This window comes from Agromyces sp. NPDC055658, assembly GCF_053618155.1.
The window spans coordinates 140,369-160,043 of record NZ_JBSHHD010000003.1; the positions used below are offsets into that span (position 1 = coordinate 140,369).

At 71.3% G+C, this 19,675-nt stretch carries 10 protein-coding genes; 6 read left to right on the forward strand and 4 right to left on the reverse strand.

The annotated features are described in order from the left end of the window. Positions 1 to 37: 37 nt before the first annotated feature. Positions 38 to 2,446: a phosphoketolase family protein gene (locus ACWGPE_RS02765; RefSeq protein ID WP_452048081.1), complete on the reverse strand. Its 2,409-nt coding sequence runs from the start codon at positions 2,444 to 2,446 to the stop codon at positions 38 to 40. A gap of 141 nt (positions 2,447 to 2,587) precedes the next feature. Between ACWGPE_RS02765 and ACWGPE_RS02770 the strand changes: the two genes are divergently transcribed. Both ACWGPE_RS02770 and ACWGPE_RS02775 read left to right on the forward strand, forming a co-directional pair. Continuing rightward, positions 2,588 to 3,514, forward strand: coding sequence for an AEC family transporter (locus ACWGPE_RS02770; RefSeq protein WP_231429955.1), 927 nt, complete (start codon positions 2,588 to 2,590; stop codon positions 3,512 to 3,514). Positions 3,515 to 3,557: 43 nt separating this feature from the next. Continuing rightward, complete coding sequence (locus ACWGPE_RS02775) at positions 3,558 to 4,292, forward strand: DUF1353 domain-containing protein (protein WP_231429956.1); 735 nt, start codon at positions 3,558 to 3,560, stop codon at positions 4,290 to 4,292. Between the two features lies 1 nt (position 4,293). Here ACWGPE_RS02775 and ACWGPE_RS02780 read toward each other — a convergent pair whose 3' ends face one another. Further along, a complete protein-coding gene (locus ACWGPE_RS02780; RefSeq protein WP_231429957.1) occupies positions 4,294 to 4,599 on the reverse strand; it encodes a hypothetical protein in 306 nt (101 codons plus the stop codon). 96 nt (positions 4,600 to 4,695) lie between these two features. Here ACWGPE_RS02780 and ACWGPE_RS02785 point away from each other — a divergent pair, with 96 nt between their 5' ends. After that, positions 4,696 to 5,304 (forward strand): TetR/AcrR family transcriptional regulator, encoded by a 609-nt coding sequence (locus ACWGPE_RS02785; RefSeq protein ID WP_452048082.1) that lies wholly within the window; start codon positions 4,696 to 4,698, stop codon positions 5,302 to 5,304. 196 nt (positions 5,305 to 5,500) lie between these two features. Here the strand turns inward: ACWGPE_RS02785 and ACWGPE_RS02790 are convergent, their stop codons facing one another. Further along, positions 5,501 to 9,019 carry an OmpL47-type beta-barrel domain-containing protein gene (locus ACWGPE_RS02790; protein ID WP_452048083.1) on the reverse strand — a complete coding sequence of 1,173 codons (3,519 nt, stop codon included), beginning with the start codon at positions 9,017 to 9,019 and terminating at the stop codon, positions 5,501 to 5,503. A 195-nt stretch (positions 9,020 to 9,214) separates the two neighbouring features. Here ACWGPE_RS02790 and ACWGPE_RS02795 point away from each other — a divergent pair, with 195 nt between their 5' ends. Further along, positions 9,215 to 11,833 carry a DEAD/DEAH box helicase gene (locus ACWGPE_RS02795; RefSeq protein ID WP_452048084.1) on the forward strand — a complete coding sequence of 873 codons (2,619 nt, stop codon included), beginning with the start codon at positions 9,215 to 9,217 and terminating at the stop codon, positions 11,831 to 11,833. 147 nt (positions 11,834 to 11,980) lie between these two features. Here the strand turns inward: ACWGPE_RS02795 and ACWGPE_RS02800 are convergent, their stop codons facing one another. Then, entirely contained in the window at positions 11,981 to 12,874 is an 894-nt protein-coding gene (locus ACWGPE_RS02800) for an EamA family transporter (protein ID WP_452048085.1), read from the reverse strand. A 234-nt stretch (positions 12,875 to 13,108) separates the two neighbouring features. Here ACWGPE_RS02800 and ACWGPE_RS02805 point away from each other — a divergent pair, with 234 nt between their 5' ends. Both ACWGPE_RS02805 and recQ read left to right on the forward strand, forming a co-directional pair. Beyond that, on the forward strand, positions 13,109 to 17,413 hold the full coding sequence (locus tag ACWGPE_RS02805) for an ExeM/NucH family extracellular endonuclease (protein ID WP_452048086.1): 4,305 nt from the start codon (positions 13,109 to 13,111) through the stop codon (positions 17,411 to 17,413). A 167-nt stretch (positions 17,414 to 17,580) separates the two neighbouring features. Beyond that, positions 17,581 to 19,656, forward strand: a complete 2,076-nt coding sequence (gene recQ, locus ACWGPE_RS02810) for a DNA helicase RecQ (protein ID WP_275505378.1) — start codon at positions 17,581 to 17,583, stop codon at positions 19,654 to 19,656. The last annotated feature ends 19 nt before the right edge of the window (positions 19,657 to 19,675 follow it).

Genomic DNA, 19,675 nt, shown 5'->3' on the forward strand with positions numbered 1-19,675 from the left:
CGACCGCGGGTTCCAGACATCGAGCCGTGCATTCCGGTCAGTCGGGCCGTGCTTCGAAGCGCCACTCCGTGATCCAGCCCGGGTCTTCGCCGTGCTCGTACGCGTACTCGCGCGCGGCGACGCGGGCGGCATGCCACTCCTCGGCGACCTCCGCGACGCCGGGCCGGGACGCGAGGCCGGGCACTCGGCGCACGACGTCGAGGGCGAGCCGGTAGCGGTCGAGGTCGTTGAGGTGCAGCATGTCGAACGGCGTCGTCGTGGTGCCGCGCTCGGCGAAGCCGCGCACGTGCAGGTTCGCGTGGTTCGTGCGGCGATACGCGAGCTGGTGGATGAGCGACGGGTAGCCGTGGAACGCGAAGACCACCGGCGCCGACCGCGTGAAGATCGCGTCGAACTCGTCGTCGGTCAGGCCGTGCGGATGCCGCGACAGGTCCTGCAGCCGCATCAGGTCGACCACGTTGACGAGCCGCACCCCCAGCTCGGGCAGGCGCTCGCGCAGCAGCTGCGCCGCGGCGATCGCCTCCACGGTCGGCACGTCGCCCGCGCACGCGAGCACCACGTCGGGTTCGGACGCCTCGGGGTCGGCCGGATCGAACCCGGGCTCGTTGCCCGCCCACGACCACACCCCGAGCCCGGCGGCCACGTGCGCGTCGGCCTCGTCGGGCGAGAGCCACTGCTGCTGCGGCTGCTTGCCGGCGACGACGACGTTCACCCGGTTGCGGGTGCCGAACGCATGGCGCATGGTCGCGAGCAGCGTGTTCGCGTCGGGCGGCAGCGAGACCCGCACGATCTCGGCCTGCTTGTTGACGACGACGTTCAGGAACCCGGGGTCCTGGTGCGAGAAGCCGTTGTGGTCCTGGCGCCAGACGTGCGACGAGAGCAGGTAGGTGAGGCTTGCGACGTCGGCCCGCCACGGCACGTCGCGTGCCGACTCGAGCCACTTCGCGTGCTGGTTGAACATCGAGTCGACGATGTGGATGAACGCCTCGTAGCTCGTGATGAGCCCGTGCCGGCCGGTGAGCAGGTAGCCCTCGAGCATGCCCTGCATGAGGTGCTCGCTGAGCGCCTCGATGACCCGGCCGCGCCGGGCGAGGTGCTCGTCGAGCGGGAGCAGCGCCTCGGCCCACACGCGGTCGGTGACCTCGAAGACCGCACCGAGCCGATTCGACAGCACCTCGTCGGGGCCGAACAGCCGGAACGTGCCGGGGTTCTCGCGCAGCACATCGGCGAGCCAGGTGCCGAAGACCCGGGTCGCCTCGCCCGTGACGCCGCGCTCGCCCGGCGCCACCTCGACGGCCCGCGGCCGGGTCGGCGGCAGGTCGATCGGGCGCACGATGCCGCCGTTCGCGTGCGGGCTCGCGCTCATGCGAAGCTCGCCGCGCGGCCGCATCGCGTCGAGCTCGGCGACGGGCCGGCCCGCCTCGTCGAACAGCTCCTCGGGGCGGTACGAACGCAGCCAGCCCTCGAGCATCGCGAGGTGCTCGGCGTTCTCGCGCACCTCCGCGAGCGGCACCTGGTGCGCGTGGAACGTGCCCTCGACCTGCACGCCGTCGACCACGCCGGGACCGGTCCAGCCCTTCGGCGTGCGCAGCACGATCGCCGGCCACCGCGCCGCCGCCGACGCGAAGGCCCCGGCCGAGGCATCCGCCCGGATCGAGGCGATGCGGTCGTACGCGACGTCGATCGCGTCGGCCAGGCGCGCGTGCACCGACATCGGGTCCTCGCCGTCGAAGCCGCCCGTGACGAGCAGCGGCTCGTAGCCGTTGCCGCGGAAGAAGTCGACGAGCTCGGCCTCGGGGATGCGTGCGAGCAGCGTCGGGTTCGCGATCTTGTAGCCGTTGAGGTGCAGGATCGGCAGCACCGCGCCGTCGGTCGTCGGGTCGAGGAAGGCGTGGCCGCGCCAGCTCGCGGCGAGCGGCCCGGTCTCGGCCTCGCCGTCGCCGATCACGCACGCGACGACGAGCCCGGGGTTGTCGAGCGCCGCCCCGTAGGCGTGCATGAGGGCGTAGCCGAGCTCGCCCCCCTCGTTGATCGAGCCGGGCGTCTCGGGCGCCGCATGCGAGGGGATGCCGCCGGGGAACGAGAACTGCCGGAACAGCCTCGCCATGCCCGCCCGGTCGCCCGTCACGTCCGGGAACAGCTCGGAGTAGGTGCCGTCGAGCCACGCGTTCGCGACCATCGCCGGGCCGCCGTGACCCGGCCCGCAGACGTAGAGGGTCGGGGTGCCCCGCTCGACGACGGCGCGATTGAGGTGGGCGTAGACGAGGTTGAGCCCGGGGGAGGTGCCCCAGTGGCCGAGCAGGCGCGGCTTGATGTCAGCCGGCACGAGCGGCTCGTCGAGCAGGGGGTTCCGCATCAGGTAGATCTGCCCGACGCTCAGGTAGTTGGCGGCGCGCCACCACCGGTCGACGAGTTCGAGGGGAACCGCCCCGTGAGCTCCGGCCATCGTCTCCACCCCGTTCGACTCCGCCTGCCGCTACCGAGCCTAGGTCGCACCGTGGGCCCGGGGCCAGTGCCCCGGCGGGTCGAGGCGGGCGCGGCGACCGTCCCGACGCGCGCCGGAGGCCTCCCGGATAGGCTCGAACCGATGGGATCGGTGTTCACGGGCTTCGCGGTGATCGCGCTCGCCGTGTTCGTCGGCTGGCTCGCGGCCCGCACGGGCGTCGTCGGCCCCGAGGCACGGCCGATCCTCGCCCGGTTGAACTTCAGCGTGCTCGCGCCGTTCCTCTTGTTCTCGGTGCTCGCGACGGCCGACGTCGGGGCCCTGTTCTCGGCCCTGCTGCCGGTCTCCGCGCTCGCCGCGGTGACGATGATGGTCGTCTTCGGCCTCGTGTCGATGCTCGCCTGGCGACGCAGCCTCGAGCGCACGGTGATCGGCTCGCTCGCCTCCGGTTACGTCAACGGCAACAACTTCGGCATCCCGATCGCGGTGTACATGCTCGGCGACGCCGCGTACTCGGCGCCCATCGTGCTGCTGCAGCTGCTGCTCTTCGCCCCGGTCGCGCTCGCCATCCTCGGCGCCCGCGTGCAGGGCAGGACCTCGGCGTGGCAGATCGTGCGGTCGACGTTCACCAACCCGATCATCGTCGGCTCGCTGCTCGGCGTCGCGGTCGCCGTGGCCGGCATCGAACTGCCGCCGATCGTGCTCGAGCCGGTCGAACTCATCGGGCACGCGGCCGTGCCGCTCATGCTCATCTCGTTCGGCATGTCGCTCAACGGCCAGCGCCTGCTCGCGGCCGGCACCGGCCGGCGCGACGTGCTGCTCGCGACGACGCTGAAGCTCGTGGCGATGCCGGTCGTCGCGTGGCTGCTCGGCCGATTCGTCTTCGGCCTGGATGCCACCGCCCTGTACGCGGTCACCGTGCTCGCGGCGCTGCCGACGGCGCAGAACGTGTTCAACTACGCGCAGCGCTACGACACCGCCGAGATCGTCGCGCGCGACACGGTCTTCATCACGACGCTCGGCTGCCTGCCCGTGCTGCTCGGGCTCGCGCTCGCGCACTCCCTGGGATGACGGCGCCGGGCGCGATGATGGGGGAGAGCCAAGGAGGTCGCCCATGCCGTTCCTCGCCGACGACGGTGCACCGCTCGCCGAGCTGGGGCTCGCGCAACGACCGGCGGATGCCTCGCGGTTCGAGCTGACCGAGGCGTTCGCCTACCTCGACCCCGAGACGGGTCGCCGGTATCGGGTGCCCGCCCGCGGCGAGGCATCCCCGCCGCTCGCCGGCTTCTCGACCGACCTCGCCTCGGTGCCGACGCCGCTCTGGGGCATGATCGCGAGCTACGGGCGCCAGTCGGCGCCGGCCGTGCTGCACGACGCGCGCTCGCGCGAGGCCGACGCGCTCGGCGACCGACGGGCGGCGCTCGAGCAGCGGCGGGAGGACGACCGGGTGTTCCGCACGGCGCTGCGCGAGCAGGGCGTGCCGCGCCTGCGGGCCCGGCTCATGTGGGCGTGGGTCTCGGCCGATCGCGAGCGCTGGTTCGGCGGAGCCCGGGGGTGGGCCCTCGTGGTGCAGGCCGTCGTCGGTGCGCTCGTGCTCGTCGCGGCCTCGGTCGCCGCGTTCTGGTACCCGGCCTGGCTGCTCGCCTGGCCGGTGGTCGCGCTCGCCGTGCTCGTGCACGGCCGGCTGGCGGGACTCGTCGCGACGCTGACCTTCTCGATCGCCCTGCTGGGGCCGCTCGTGCTCGTGCAGCTCGCGGCGCTGCTGCCCTTCCGGCTGCTCGAGGCGCTCGTCGAGCTGGTGACGGGCGGCGACCCGCGCGGGGTCTGGCGGCCGACGCTCCGGCCCTGAGTCAGCGTCGGGCGGCGCGGCGGCGGAGCGAGCCGTAGCCGCGCATGAGCTGCGGGACGACGACGTAGACCGCCGTCGGCACCACGACGAGCGTGAGCACGAGCGCGCGCAGCACGGGGTGCCACGACTCGGCGACCGGTGCGAGCGCGAGCATGCCGACGGCGACGAGGGGGAAGATCGCCAGCCACGTGATGATCGCCCGGACATGGACGGAGGGCGGCGCGGCGGGTGCGGGTGCGACTGTGGGTGCGCCTGTGGGTGCGGGGGCCTGGGCGGCGACGGGATGCGTCGGGACGGTGGTGTCCATGGGTGCTGCTCCTCAATTTCCAACTGAATGGTTGTAATTGAAGCACGACGAGCATTGAATCGCAACTGTTCAGTTGGAAATTGCTAGGATGGCCGCATGGCCTGGGACACCGAGCGCACGAAACGCCTCCTGCTCGACGCGGCGACCGAGGAGTTCAGCGCGCACGGCCTCGCTGGGGCGCGCATCGATCGCATCGCGGCTTCGGCCGGGGTCAACAAGGAGCGCATCTACCAGTACTTCGGCAAGAAGGACGAACTGTTCGAGACGGTCCTCGCGACGAGGCTCCGGGCCACGATGGACGACGTGCCGATGACGGGCGAGGGCCCCGAGGCCGTCGGCGACTACGCCGGCAGGCTCTTCGACCACCACATCGCCGACGGAGTCATCCCGAGGCTCGTCGCCTGGGAGGGGCTCGAACTCGGCACCGCGCCCGCAGCGGGTGCGGAGCGCCGCCGCTACCACGAGGAGAAGGCCGAGCGCTTCGCCGGCATGCTGCCCGGGGTCGACCGCGACGCCGCCGGCGAGCTGCTGCTCACGATCGTCACGCTCGTCAACGGCTGGCCGGTGCTCGCGCAGCTCGACGAGCTGCTCGTGCCGGGTGCCGGCGGACGCGCCGCCGGTCGCGCCGCGCGGGTCGGGCGGCGGCGCGCCGCGATCGTCGACATGGCGACGGCGGCAGCCAGGTCGGCGCTCGCGGGAGCGTGACCCGGCCGCACGCGAGCCGCCCGCCGAGGTTCAGGGACAACCCTGATCCTCGACGGGCGGCCGCTGCGTAGCGTTGACCTCAGATCGTCGCCGCGGCATTGCAGGGGGAACTGTCACCGCGGACGACGGCGATCGCGGCCGGCCGGCACCTCGGACCCGAAACGAGGTGCGGGCCGGCTTCCCCGTTCTCCCGCGATCAGCCCTTCGGCCCCGCCTTGCGCTCGAGTTCGAGCGTGCGCGACGTCTCGGCATTGCCCGCCGCGTCGACCGCGCGGTACTCGATCGTCGTCACCGACTTGCCGACCTGGATCGGGCCCGAGTACGGCTGGAACCCGCCGTCGCCGGTGCGGTACTCGATGCGGTCGACGCCCGACGTCGCGTCCGTGGCGGCCAACGTCACGCTGCGCTTCTTCGTGTCGACCTTCGCCGTCGTGACGGGGTCGACCGTGTCGCGCCGGACGGTGAGCGTGGCTTCGTCGGAGACGTTGCCCGATGCATCGGTCGCGCGGGCCGTGACGGTGGTCGCACCCTCGGCGGTGATCGCGATCGCCCCCGTGTAGGGCTGCCAGCCGGACCCGGTCGAGATCTCGATCGAGGGCGCCGCGTCGACCTCGTCGGTCGCGGTCGCGGTGACGGTGACCCCGCCCGTGAACCAGCCGCTCTCGGGCACGTCGGGCGAGGTGGCGAGCGCGACCGTCGGCGCAGCACCGTCGGGCACGACGGGGTGCGTGCGGAAGGCGTCGACGATCATGTAGCTGCCCGACTTCATCGTGCCGGTGATCGTGTGCACGCCCGGCTCGAGGTCGTCGATCGAGAGCACCGTCTGCTGGTGCAGTCGGGTCGGGTTCGCGAACGACTGCGTCTTCAGGAACTCGCCGTCGATGCTGATGTCGACGTTGCCGAGGTCGCTGTTGATCTGCGACACCACGTCGATGCCGGTGCCGTGGAACGTCAACTCCCACGAGTCGCCGAGGTTCTGCGTCGCGTCGATGTCGTCGAGCCAGGCCCCGCCGCCGCCGCGCGCGGCGTCGCGCCAGAGCCAGGTCTCGCGTGTCGGCGATGCGGCCGTGCGGTAGACGACGCCCGAGGTGTTGTTGAGCAGCTCGGGCTCGGTCGGCTTGGTGAGCGTGATCGTGACGTCGGTCGAGGCGCGTCGCACGCCGAGCGTGATCGGCTCGCCGGCGGGCAGGGCGTTGTACGCCTGCCAGAAGGAGTTCCGCTGCTCGGTGACGGCGGTGCCGTTGATCGTGCGCACGAGGTCGTCGGCCTTGAGGCCCGCGGCCTCCGCGACGCTGCCGCCGGGAACGGCGACGAACTTCACGCCCTTGAAGTCGCTGATCGCGTACGACGACTGCTCGGCGGTCGTGGTGATGTTCGCGATGCTGCCGCCCCAGAGCCGCTCGACGTACTTGCGCCTCGCGAGCTCGATCGGGTCGGGCGCCGTGGTGCCGGTCGGGAGCACCGCCTCGGGCGGCAGCGCGCCTCCCGGTGCGCCGAAGCCCGTCATCGGGATGTTCTCGTAGCCGAGGGCGACCGCGGGCGAGGCATCCCCGACGGTGAAGTCGTAGTCGCCCGTGGGGTCGGTGCTCGTGAATGCGGGGTCGCCGACCTTGGAATCGCGGTCGAGGCCCGCCGCGTACCAGCTCGTCGCAGTGTTGAGCGAGCTGCCGTCGACCGAGAGCTTCTCGGTGACGCCGCCGCGCGGCCGGATGTCGATCGCCGCCCCTGCGTTCCAGAACAGGTTCTTGCCGATCGCGTACTGGGCGCGGGCCGGGTCGTTGAGCACGTTGTCGTAGGGGATGCGTCCGAGCGTGATGTTGTGGTCGATCTCGTCGCCGCCGGGCATGTAGCTCACCTGCTCGTAGGTAGACCCGTCGAGGATGAGGTTGTTGCGGAGCGTGCGGTCGAAGCCGTCGCGCAGCTTCACGCCGCCCTTCAGCAGCACGTTGTTCGTCATGACGAAGTTCGAGGAGCCGTCGTCGAGGTCGATCGCCCAGTCGCCGTCGTGCCAGAAGCGGTTGTGGTCGATCGTGATCGGCTCGATCGTGTCGAGCTTCATCATCTCCCGCGCCTGCTCGGCGGTGAGGGCGCCGCCCGTGTTGCCCATGAACTCGACGCCGTCGGCGAGGCTCGCGAACGCGTTGTTCGCGGCGCCCGTCTTCCAGAACCGGGTGCGGCCCCACGCGTTGATCGAGCCGTTGTCGCCCGTCTCGCGCACGCAGTCGAAGATGTCGTTGTCCTGCACGAGGTGCCCGCCCCACGTGGTGTCGGAGAAGTTCAGGCAGGCGCGCGGGCTGTCGGACAGCGAGTTGCCGCGCACCGTGACGCCGAGGGCCATCGAGATGTTGACGGAGGACGTCTGCTTCTCGTACCGCCCGTTGTTGCGCATGATGTTGCCCTCGATGAGCACGTCGCGCGGGTAGTCCTCGGTCTTCGGTCCGGCTTCGAGATCGGTGATGCGCGGGGTCGTGAAGTAGTTGCCCGCGTAGTCGCGCACGGCGGCGGGGGATCCGACGACGTGCACATCGGTGGCGCCGTTGTCCTCGAACCGGCTCGCGGTGATCTTCGTACCGCTGTTGTACCCGTCGAGGAAGACGCCGTTGCCGCCGAGGTCGGTGAAGGACGAGCCGGCGAACGTGACGTCCCGGCTGTTCTTCACGGTGGCCGCGCCCTTGCGGACGACCGACCAGTCGCCGCGCGCGAGGCTCTCGAAGGTGCTGTCGAAGAGCGTGCGGTGGGTTCGCTCGAAGGCCAGGTTCTCGAAGGCGATGTCGTGGATCGGGGCGGCGGGCGAGTCGCCCGTGAGCGTCACGAGCTCGTGGAGCTCGCCGACCTCGACGGTCGCGGCGCCGAGGTCGACGCCCGCGGCGGGCTTCAGGTAGAGCTTGTTCGCCTCGCGGTCGAGATACCACTCGTTCGCGGCGTCGAGCTCCTCGCGGATGTTCTCGACCATCACGGCGCCGCTGTTCATCGGCAGGCCCGAGCCGCAGTCCTGCGGGCGGTTGTTGTCGCCGACGAAGTCGAGCTGCAGGGCATCGGCGCTGCGTCCCTCGATCGTGAACGACACGCTGCCCCAGTCGTGGCAGTGCATCGCCCTGACGTAGCCGGTGGTCGGCTCCGCCCAGCCGGCCGAGCGGGTGTTGAGCGTCGCCATCGTGGTCGTGCCCTCGAGGCGCTTGGCCGTTGCGTCCCAGTTGGGGTAGCGCGCCATGACCTGGCGGGCGTCGTCGACGAAGAGCTCGTCGAAGTCGATGCCGGCCGGCACGTCGGTGACCATGACGCCCGGGTCGGATGCGGTCGGCGTCCACGCGCCGGTGAGCTTGCGCCCGCCGTTCAGCGTCGCGCCGTCGCCTGCGCCGACCCAGCGGACGGGGGCCGCCTCGCTGCCCGAGTCGGCGTTCGTGAGCGCGAGCGTGTCGTCGAGGTAGTACTCGCCCTCGGCGAGCTGCACCGTGACCGGCGCACCGCCGGGGAGAGCGTCGCGCACGAGCTCCTGCGCCCGCGCGAGCGACTTCACGGATGCCTCGGCCGAGTCGCCGGTCGCGGCGTCGTCGCCGTCCGGGGCGACGTAGACCGTGACGGCCTCGGCGGCGTGCGCCGGCACGGCGGTGAGGGTCGACAGGGCGAGCGCGGCGAGTCCTGCGCCGGCGATCGTCTGCAGGAGGCGGCGCGCCCGTCGGGGCGGGCGCGATGGTGCGGCGATCTGTTCTGACACTGGGGAACTCCCTTGTCCGTCGTGCGTGGCGAGCCGAGAACCGGCATAAACATCGGATCTATCGCGGCTTACGCTAGGGGCATTCTTCGCAGGCGTCAATGAATCCGGCGAATGCCAGTGGCGATACCTCCGATGTCAGGACCGGTCGGGAGTCCAGCGAGCGGGCGAGGCGGCGTGCCGTGACAGACTCGACGGATGACCCAGCCCCTGCTCGACCGCGCGCCGCGCCCGTACGATGCCGACGCGATGTACGACGCCTTCGTCGAGTGGGCCGACGACCGCGGCTTCGCCCTGTACCCGGCGCAGGACGAGGCGGCCATCGAGATCGTGTCGGGCGCGAACGTCATCCTCTCGACGCCCACCGGCACCGGCAAGTCGCTCGTCGCCGTCGCCGCCCACGCGACGTGCGTCGCCCGCGGTGGCCGCTCGTACTACACGGCGCCGATCAAGGCGCTCGTGAGCGAGAAGTTCTTCCAGCTCGTCGAGGTCTTCGGGGCGGCGAACGTCGGCATGGTCACGGGCGACAGCTCGGTGAACGCCGACGCCCCGATCATCTGCTGCACCGCCGAGATCCTCGCGAACCTCGCGCTGCGCCACGGCGCCGACGCCGACGTCGACCAGGTGGTCATGGACGAGTTCCACTTCTACGGCGACCCCGACCGCGGCTGGGCATGGCAGGTGCCGCTGATCACGCTGCCGCGGGCGCAGTTCGTGCTCATGTCGGCGACCCTCGGCGACGTCGAGGCGATCGCCGACGACCTCTCGCGGCGCACCGGCCGGCCCACCGCGCAGGTCACGGGTGTCGAACGCCCCGTCCCGCTCCACTTCTCGTACGCGAAGACGCCGGTGCAGGAGACCGTCGAAGACCTGCTCGCGACCCGACAGGCTCCCGTCTACATCGTGCACTTCTCGCAGGCGGCGGCGATGGAGCGGGCTCAGGCACTGTCGTCGATCCGCGTCGTCACGCGCGAGCAGCGCGACGAGATCGCCGAGGCGATCGGCGGGTTCCGCTTCACGACGGCCTTCGGCAAGACGCTCTCGAGGCTCGTCCGGGCGGGAATCGGCGTGCACCACGCGGGGATGCTCCCTCGCTACCGCCGGCTCGTCGAGACCCTCGCCCAGCGCGGCCTGCTGCGGGTCATCTGCGGCACCGACACGCTCGGCGTCGGCATCAACGTGCCCATCCGCTCGGTGCTCATCACCGCGCTCTCGAAGTTCGACGGCCAGCGGATGCGCCAGCTCAGCGCGCGCGAGTTCCACCAGATCGCGGGGCGGGCCGGCCGCGCCGGGTACGACACCGCGGGCACCGTCGTCGTGCTCGCGCCCGACCACGAGATCGAGAACGAGGTCGCACTGCGCAAGGCCGGCGACGACCCGAAGAAGCTCAAGAAGGTCGTGCGCAAGAAGGCCCCGGCGGGCTTCGTGACCTGGAGCGAGGTCTCGTTCGACCGGCTCATCACCGCCGTGCCCGAGGCGCTCACGCCGCACCTGCAGCTCACGGCGGCCATGCTCATCAACGTGATCGCGCGCGGCGGCGACGTCGTCGGCGACATCCGCGCCCTCGTGTTCGACAACCACGAGACGCGTGCCCGCCGCTTCGAGCTCGCGCGCCGTGCGCTCGAGATCCTGCGCACGCTGCGCGACGCGGGCGTCGTGGTGATCGCGCCGGTCGCTTCGTCGAGCGTGTCCGTTTCCGCCGACGGTGCCCGTGCCGACGGCCACACCCGGTCGGAACGGAATCACTCGGCGGGCGGCGGGCTCGGCGTCGAGCTGCACCTCACCGTCGAGCTGCAGCCGAACTTCGCACTCAACCAGCCGCTGTCGCCGTTCGCGCTCGCGGCGATCGAGCTGCTCGACCCCGCGTCGACCGGCACGGCGAACGACGGCGTCGGAACCGGGCACTACGCCCTCGACGTCGTCTCGATCATCGAGTCGACGCTCGACGACCCGCGGCCGATCCTCTCGCAGCAGCAGTTCAAGGCGCGTGGCGAGGCGGTCGCCGCCATGAAGCAGGACGGCATCGAGTACGAGCAGCGCATGGAGGCGCTCGAGGAGGTGACCTGGCCGAAGCCGCTCGACGAACTGCTGCACCAGGCGTTCGAGACCTTCGCGTCGAGCCAGCCGTGGGTGCGCGACTTCGAGCTCTCGCCGAAGTCGGTCGTGCGCGACATGTTCGAGCGCAGCATGTCGTTCGGAGAATACGTCTCGTACTACCAGCTCGCCCGCAGCGAGGGCCTGGTGCTGCGCTACCTCTCCGACGCGTTCCGCGCCGTGCGCCAGACGGTGCCCGACGACGCGAAGGACGAGGAGCTCTACGACCTCATCGAATGGCTCGGCGAACTCGTGCGCCAGGTCGACTCGAGCCTCGTCGACGAGTGGGCCGAGCTCATCGATCCGGCCGCCCACCTGCCCGAGGACGAGCGGGCCGTCGTCCCGCCGGCGCCCCCGTCGGTCGTCACGAACCGGCGCGCGTTCACGGTTCTCGTGCGCAACGAGCTGTTCCGCCGGGTGCAGCTCGCGGCCCTCGAGCGCGACGACGAGCTCGCCGAGCTCGACCCCGAGGCGGGCTGGCCCGGCGCGCTCGACCGGTACTACGCCGAGCACGACGAGATCGGCACGGGGCCGGCGGCCAGGTCGCCGCGCATGGTCGCCATCGACGAGTCGGATGCCTCGAGCGGCATGTGGCGGGTCGAGCAGACCATCGACGACCCGGCCGGCGACCACGACTGGCGCATCCGAGCCGACGTCGACCTCGAGGCGTCGGTCGAGGAGGGCGTCGCCGTCGTGCGGGTCACCGAGGTCGTGAGGCTCTGACGTTCGGCCGCTGGTTGAGGAGCTCCGGCGCGGAGCCGCGATGCGCCTCGACCCGGTGAGCCCTCGCCGAGACCGGGTCAGTGGTTTCGATACGCGTCCGATGTCGTCGGGCGCTGCCCGACCGGTGGAGGTGGTCGGGTCGCGCCCTCACGCGACCGCGAGCATGCCCGCCGCCACGAGCGCGAGCACGAGGCCGGCCCATTGCACGGGCGCGATGCGCTCCTTCAGTACGAGCGCTGCGAGCAGGATGGTGCCGGCCGGGTACATGGCGCCGAGCACTGCCGCGATCGCCAGCTCACCGGCGCGGATGCCGAGCAGCAGGAGCGTGTTGGCGGCGGCGTTGACGAGCCCGCAGGCGATCGCGATGCGCAGGCCGGTCCGGCGGTGCGCGGCGACGGCATCGAGCTGGGCGTCGTCGCGCCGAGGCATCCTTGCCGCCCGCGACCGCGCCGGCAGTGCGAGCGCCCCGGCGACCGCGAACATGATCGCCGCGGTCACCGCGCTGTTGACGAGCAGCGGCCACAGCCCGCTCTCGTCGGCGGTCTGGTCGATGATGATGAAGAACGCCCCGATCGCGGCGCCCGACCCGATGCCCATCACGATGCCGGTGATGCTCGGCCTGACCGCGCCGCGCTCGGGCACGAAGCCCACGAGCACGACTGCGACGAGCGCGATGCCGAGCGCCCAGTACGCGAGGGGGCCGAGCGAGCCGCCCGTCGCGAGCCCCCAGGCCATGGGCACGACGGCCGAGACGAGCGCGGTGAGCGGCGAGAGGATCGACATCGGCCCGATCGCGAGGCACGCGTAGAGCAGGCCGATCGCGACCGCGCCGGCGACGCCGGCCGCCGCGCCCCACCAGAGGTCGGCCGGGGCGCGCACGCCCCCGATCAGCGGCGCCGCGATGGCGAGGGCGACGAGGCCCGCGAGCCCGGAGACCGCCGTCGCGAGCACCGCGCCGAGGCGTTTCGCCGCGAGTCCGCCGAGGAAGTCGGCCGAGCCGAAGACGAAGGCTCCGGTGAGCGACAGGACGGCGGTCAGCATGGTCGATCCAGCGTATCGGGCGCCGTCGTTGCTCATTCGCGCGGGGTTCATCGGGGGCTCTGCTCATCTGAGCAGCGGTCACGGATTCCGTTATGAAATCGCGGCGAACGGGGCCTGAATCCCCTTGGCAGGGCCTGAGGCCGGTCATAGGCTACGGGACATCGCCCCGCCGCCGGCGCGCTCGACTCGGTGCCGTATCCGAGGTGGAGGTGTGATCGTCCTATGAGGAGAGTCATGCAACGTCGCACAATCAACTGCTTGTCCGCGGTGGCCCTGGCCGCTGCGGGCTCGCTCGTCGCCGGGGTGCTCGGCGCCGCGCCCGCGTTCGCCGCGGTCGACGGCTCGGGTGTCGTGATCAACGAGGTCTACGCGCGCGGCGGCAGCGCGAACCAGCCGTTTCAGAACAAGTTCGTCGAGCTCTACAACCCGACGAATGCCGACGTCTCGCTCTCGGGATGGTCGATCCAGTACCGCTCGGCGACGAGCACCGGCGCCTCGAGCGGGGTCGGCGCACTGACCGGCACCATCGAGTCGGGCGGGTACTACCTCATCGGCCTGAACAGCAACGGCGGCACCGGTGCGGCGCTGCCCACCCCCGACGCCTCGTTCTCGGTGGCGCCGAGCGGCACGACGGGTTCGCTCTTCCTCGCGAAGACCGCTTCGGCGATCAACCCGGGCAACGGCTCGGTCGTGAACAACCCGCAGGTCGCCGACTACGTCGGCTACGGCGGCTCGCTGAACTTCGAGACGGCCGCCGCGGCCTACCCGGGCTCCAACTCCGACCCCGGCAGCATCGTCCGCACGAACTTCAAGGACACCGACGACAACTCGAAGGACTTCTCCTTCACGACGACCCCGACGCCGCAGAACTCGGGCAGCCCGGGCGGCCCGGTGCTGCCGGTCGCCAAGACGATCGCCCAGATCCAGGGCACCGACGTCGCCGCGAGCCCGCTCGTCGGCCAGGCCGTCGTGACCGAGGGCGTCGTCACGGCCGACCACCGCGTCGGCGGCTACGACGGCATCTTCATCCAGACTCCCGGCCCCGACATCACGCCCAAGGCCTCCGACGGCGTCTTCGTCTATCTCCACGGCGAGAACCCCGGCGTCGAGATCGGCGACAAGGTGCGCGTCACGGGCACCGTCGAGGAGTTCAACGGCCAGACCCAGCTCCGGCCCGCCACGGCGGCCGACGTCGAGCTCGTGCAGGCGGATGCAGGGCTTCCCGCGCCCACCAAGCTCCCCGCGACGGCCGTCGGCAACGCGGCGCGCGAGGTCTTCGAGGGAATGCTCGTCGTGCCCGACGGCACCTACAAGGTCATCTCGAGCCACAACCTCAATCGGTTCGGCGAGCTCTGGCTGAACGCGGGCACCGCCATGCCGGTCAAGTCGACCGAGACGCAGCGCCCGGGCACCAAGGCGGCGAGCGACATCGCCGCGGCGAACAGGGCGAGCCGCATCCTGCTCGACGACGGCTACAGCATCGCCGTGCGCAACTCGAACGGCACCGACAACCCGGCTCACCCGGGCGACCAGCCCTACTTCACGAAGGGCACCGTCGTGCGCAACGGCGACGTCGCGAGCTTCCCTGCGTCGGGCTACGTGCTCGGCTGGGGCTTCAACGAGTGGCGCCTGCAGCCGCGGACCCCGATCAACGACGCGAGCCCGGCTTCGGTGAAGCCGACGTTCGCGAGCGTCGACGCCGCGGGCAAGGTCATCGGCAACCCGCGTCCCACCACCGCTCCCGCGGTCGGCGGCGACATCACGGTCGCGTCGTTCAACGTGCTCAACTACTTCACGACGCTCACGTCCGAGAACTCGGAGGCGCGCGGCGCGGACACCGCAGAGGAGTTCGCGGTGCAGAAGGCCAAGATCGTCAAGGCGATCAACGGCCTCGACGCCGACGTCGTGGCGCTCCAGGAGATCGAGAACTCGGCGGCGCTCGGCGAGACGCCCGACGAGGCGCTCGCGAACCTCGTCGCGGGGCTCAACAGCGCGGCGGGTGCCGGCACGTGGAAGTACGTGACGACGCCTGAGGCGCTGCACGACGCCGCGATCACCGACGTCATCACGAACGCCATCATCTACAAGCCCGCCACGGTGAAGCCGAGCGGCGAGGCGCAGACGATCATCGACGAGACCGTGTGGGACATCGCGCGCGAGCCGATCGCCCAGACGTTCAAGTACGGCAAGCAGTTCGTGACCGTCATCGCGAACCACTTCAAGTCGAAGAGCGGCACCGACCCGTCGCCCGAGCCCGGGCAGGACGCCTTCAACGACGAGCGCGTGAAGCAGGCCGAGTCGCTGCTCGCGTTCGCGAACTCGCTCTCCGAGGACCGCAAGAACGCGATCTACCTCGTGGGCGACTTCAACTCGTACGCCAAGGAGGACCCGATCAAGGTCTTCACCGACGCGGGCTGGACCGACCTCGTGTTCAGCAGGGCGCGCGGTCAGTACACCTACTCGTTCGACGGCGAGCTCGGCTCGCTCGACCACGTGATCGCCTCGCCCGCCGCGGCGAGCCGGGTGCAGAAGACCGCGGTCTGGTCGATCAACTCGCCCGAGTGGGCCGGTCGCGAGTACTGGGGCCCCGCCGCAGAGACGGTGGCCGAGGCGACGCCGTTCCGCTCGAGCGACCACGACCCGATCCTCGTCGGCGTCGGCTCGGAGGCCGTGCCCGGCAAGGTCGACATCGACCTCGTCACGGTCAACGACTTCCACGGTCGCATCGAGCAGTCGGCCCCGTCGGGCGGCATCGCGGCGCTCTCGAGCGCGGTGAAGCAGATCCGCGCCGGCAACCCGAACACCGTGTTCGCGGCCGCCGGCGACATGATCGGCGCCTCCACCTTCACGTCGTTCATCCAGAAGGACGAGCCGACCATCAAGGCGCTCAACGCCGCCGGTCTCGACGTCAGCTCGGTCGGCAACCACGAGTTCGACCAGGGCTTCGCAGACCTGACCGAGCGCGTGATGCCGATGGCCGACTGGGAGTACCTCGGTGCCAACATCCGTGACAAGGCGACGGGCGACGCCGCCCTGCCCGAGTACTTCACGCAGACGTTCGACGGTGTGACCATCGGCTTCGTCGGTGCGGTCACCGACGAGCTCGAGTCGCTCGTGAGCCCGGCCGGCATCGCCGACATCACGGTCGAGGACCCGACCGAGGCGATCAACCGGGTGGCCGACCAGCTGAGCGACGGCAACGACGAGAACGGCGAGGCCGACATCGTGGTGGCCCTCGTGCACGAGGGTGCTGCGACGGTCGAGAAGTCGTCGGCGGTCGACGGCGCTTCGCGCTTCGGCAAGATCGTGCTCGGTGTCGATGCGAACGTCGACGCGGTCGTCTCGGGCCACACGCACCTCGCCTACAACCACGTCATCACCACCGCGGACTCGCCGGCGTTCAAGCACGCGCCCATGCCGGTGATCTCGAGCGGACAGTACGGCGAGCGGTTCAGCAAGATGGACATCCAGTGGGACCGCAAGACCAAGACGTTCACGATGAAGAACGAGATCTTCAGCCTCATGGACGGCACCACGCCGCTCTTCGCCGACGACCCGGCCGTGAAGCCCATCGTCGACGACGCGGTGAAGGTCGCCGACGAGCTCGGCAGCGTGCCGCTCGGCACGGCCGACGGGGCGTTCGGTCGAGCCGTCGCCTCCGACCCGGCCGGTGCCTCGTCGTTCCCCGAGAACCGCGGCGGTGAGTCCACGCTCGGCAACCTGGTCGCCGATGCGCAGCTCTGGTCGCTGAACGAGGATCGCCAGGACAAGGTCGACGTCGCCTTCATGAACCCGGGCGGCCTCCGCGCCGACCTGGCCTCGGGCACGGTCACGTACCGGCAGGCGGCCAACGTGCAGCCGTTCGCGAACACCCTCGTGACGCTGAACCTCACCGGAGCGCAGATCAAGCAGGTCCTCGAGGAGCAGTGGCAGCCCACCGGATCGTCGCGTCCGTTCCTGAAGCTCGGTGTCAACAAGGAGTTCACGTACACCTACGACCCCACCGTCCCGCCCGGATCGCCGCACATCACGGAGATGCGCCTGAACGGTGAGCTGATCGACCTGTCCGCGACGTACCTCGTGGGGGCGAACTCGTTCCTCGCTGCCGGTGGTGACAACTTCTTCACCCTCGGCAAGGGCACGAACAAGGCCGACTCCGGCAAGATCGACCTCGAGTCGATGGTCGACTATCTCGCGGCCGCGCCGAACCAGACGGTCAAGCCCGACACCGCCCAGCGCGCGGTCGGCGTCGACGTCCAGGGCGACGGCACCTACGCGCCGGGCGAGATCGTCACGGTGCTGCTGTCGTCGCTCGACTTCAGCCGAAGCGAGACGGCGGCCGGCACCGTCGTGATCTCGCAGGGTGGAGCGCAGCTCGCCACGGCTCCGGTCGTGCGGGCCTACACCCCGACGGTCGACGAGATCGGCAAGGCCACCGTCACGTTCGCGGTCCCCGCGGGCGCGAGCGGCCAGACGCGGTTCGACATCACGGTGCCCACGACCGGCACGGTGAGCTCGTTCACGCTGAACGTCGGCTGACCCGAATCCGACGTGGAGGGGGCCGGGTGCATGCGCACCCGGCCCCCTTCGCATGGCCGTGGCCGCCGGGGTGCCTCCCGTCCTCCACAGCCGCCCGGATGCTCCAGGCCGAGGCAGGCCCGCCCGAGGCCAGCCGGTACGTCGGGGGCGCTCAGTAGACTCGTCGGGTGAGCAGCAGCGCCGAACCAGACTGGGCCGACGAGGTCCCGTTCGACCTCGACGAGCTCGCTCCACCGCCCGACGACGAGTGGGCTCCGCCCCCGCCTCCCGACGAGTACCGCGGCGGTGCCGTCGAGTGGGCGACGGCGCAGGCGGGCCCGGCGACGCCCCCGGCGGGCCTCGGTCGGCCCGCGGTGAGCCGTCCGGCCGGGCACGAGGCATCCGGTCTGCAGCGGCCCGCCGTCGCCGCACCCGCCAGGTTCGAGAGCGCGCTCGAAGCGCTGCACACCGTCTTCGGCTACGACGCGTTCCGCGGCGAGCAGGCGGCGATCATCGAGCAGGTCGCCTCGGGCGGCGACGCCGTCGTGCTCATGCCGACCGGCGGCGGCAAGAGCCTCTGCTACCAGATCCCGGCGCTCCTGCGCGAGGGCACGGGCGTCGTCGTGTCGCCGCTCATCGCCCTCATGCACGACCAGGTCGACGCGCTCGTGCGCAACGGCGTGCGCGCGGCCTACCTCAACTCGAGCCAGCAGCCGGCCGAGCGCGCCGCCGTCGAGCGGGCCTACCTCGCCGGCGAGCTCGACCTGCTCTACATCGCGCCCGAGCGGCTGGGCACCGAGTCGGCCAAGCAACTGCTCGCCCGCGGCACGGTCGCGCTCTTCGCGATCGACGAGGCGCACTGCGTCGCGCAGTGGGGCCACGACTTCCGGCCCGACTACCTCGCGCTCTCCGAGCTCGCCGACCGCTGGCCCGAGGTGCCCCGCATCGCGCTCACCGCGACGGCCACCGAGGCGACGCACCGTGAGATCACCGAGCGACTCTCGCTCGGCGGGGCGAAGCACTTCGTGTCGAGCTTCGACCGCCCGAACATCCAGTACCGCATCGCGCCGAAGCTCGAGGTGCGCCGTCAGCTGCTCGACTTCGTGCGCAGCGAGGGGGTCGACGCCTCGGGCAACCCGGTGCCGGGCATCGTCTACGCGCTGAGCCGTGCGAGCACCGAGAAGATCGCGGCGTTCCTCGCGGCGAACGGCGTGAACGCGCTGCCGTACCACGCGGGCCTCGACGCCGAGCTGCGGCGCACGACGCAAGACCGCTTCCTCCGCGAAGACGGCATCGTCGTCGTCGCGACGATCGCGTTCGGCATGGGCATCGACAAGCCCGACGTGCGCTTCGTCGCCCACGTCGACCTGCCCAAGTCGGTCGAGGGCTACTACCAAGAGACGGGGCGAGCCGGCCGAGACGGGGCGCCGGCGACGGCGTGGCTGGCGTACGGGCTGCAAGACGTCGTGCAGCAGCGGCGCATGATCGACGAGAGCCCGGGCGACCTCGCGCACCGGCGTCGCATGTCGGCCCACCTCGACGCGATGCTCGCGCTCTGCGAGACCGTGCAGTGCCGCCGTCAGAACCTGCTCGCCTACTTCGGCGAGCCGTCCGAGCCGTGCGGCAACTGCGACACGTGCCTCGAGCCGCCCGCCTCGTGGGACGGCACAGTGCCCGCCCAGAAGCTCATGTCGACGATCGTGCGGCTCAAGCGCGAGCGGCGCCAGCAGTTCGGCGCAGGGCACCTCATCGACATCCTCCGCGCGAAAGAGACGCCCCGCGTGCGCCAGTACGGCCACGACGACCTCTCGACGTGGGGGCTCGGGCAAGACCTCAGCGACCAGCAGTGGCGCGGGGTCGTGCGCCAGCTGCTCGCGCAGGGGCTGCTCGCCACCCAGGGCGAGTACGGCACCCTCACCATCACCGACGCGGCGGCCGAGGTGCTGTCGGGGCGGCGCAGCGTCATGCTCCGCACCGAGGTCGAGCGTGCGCCCCGCTCGCGTGCGAAGGCGGCCCCCGCGGCCGCCGACCTCGAGCCCGCCCAGGCCGAGCTGTTCGAACGGCTCCGCGCCTGGCGCGCCGGAGAGGCTCGCGAGCAGGGGGTTCCCGCGTACATCGTCTTCGGCGACGCGACGCTGCGTGCGGTCGCGGTCGCGAAGCCGGCGAGCCTCGCCGAGCTCGACGGCATCACGGGCATCGGCGCCAAGAAGCGCGAGGCCTACGGCGAGGCGCTCATCTCCGTGGTCGGCGAGAGCGCCGCCTGAGGCCGTCGGCGCCGGTCGC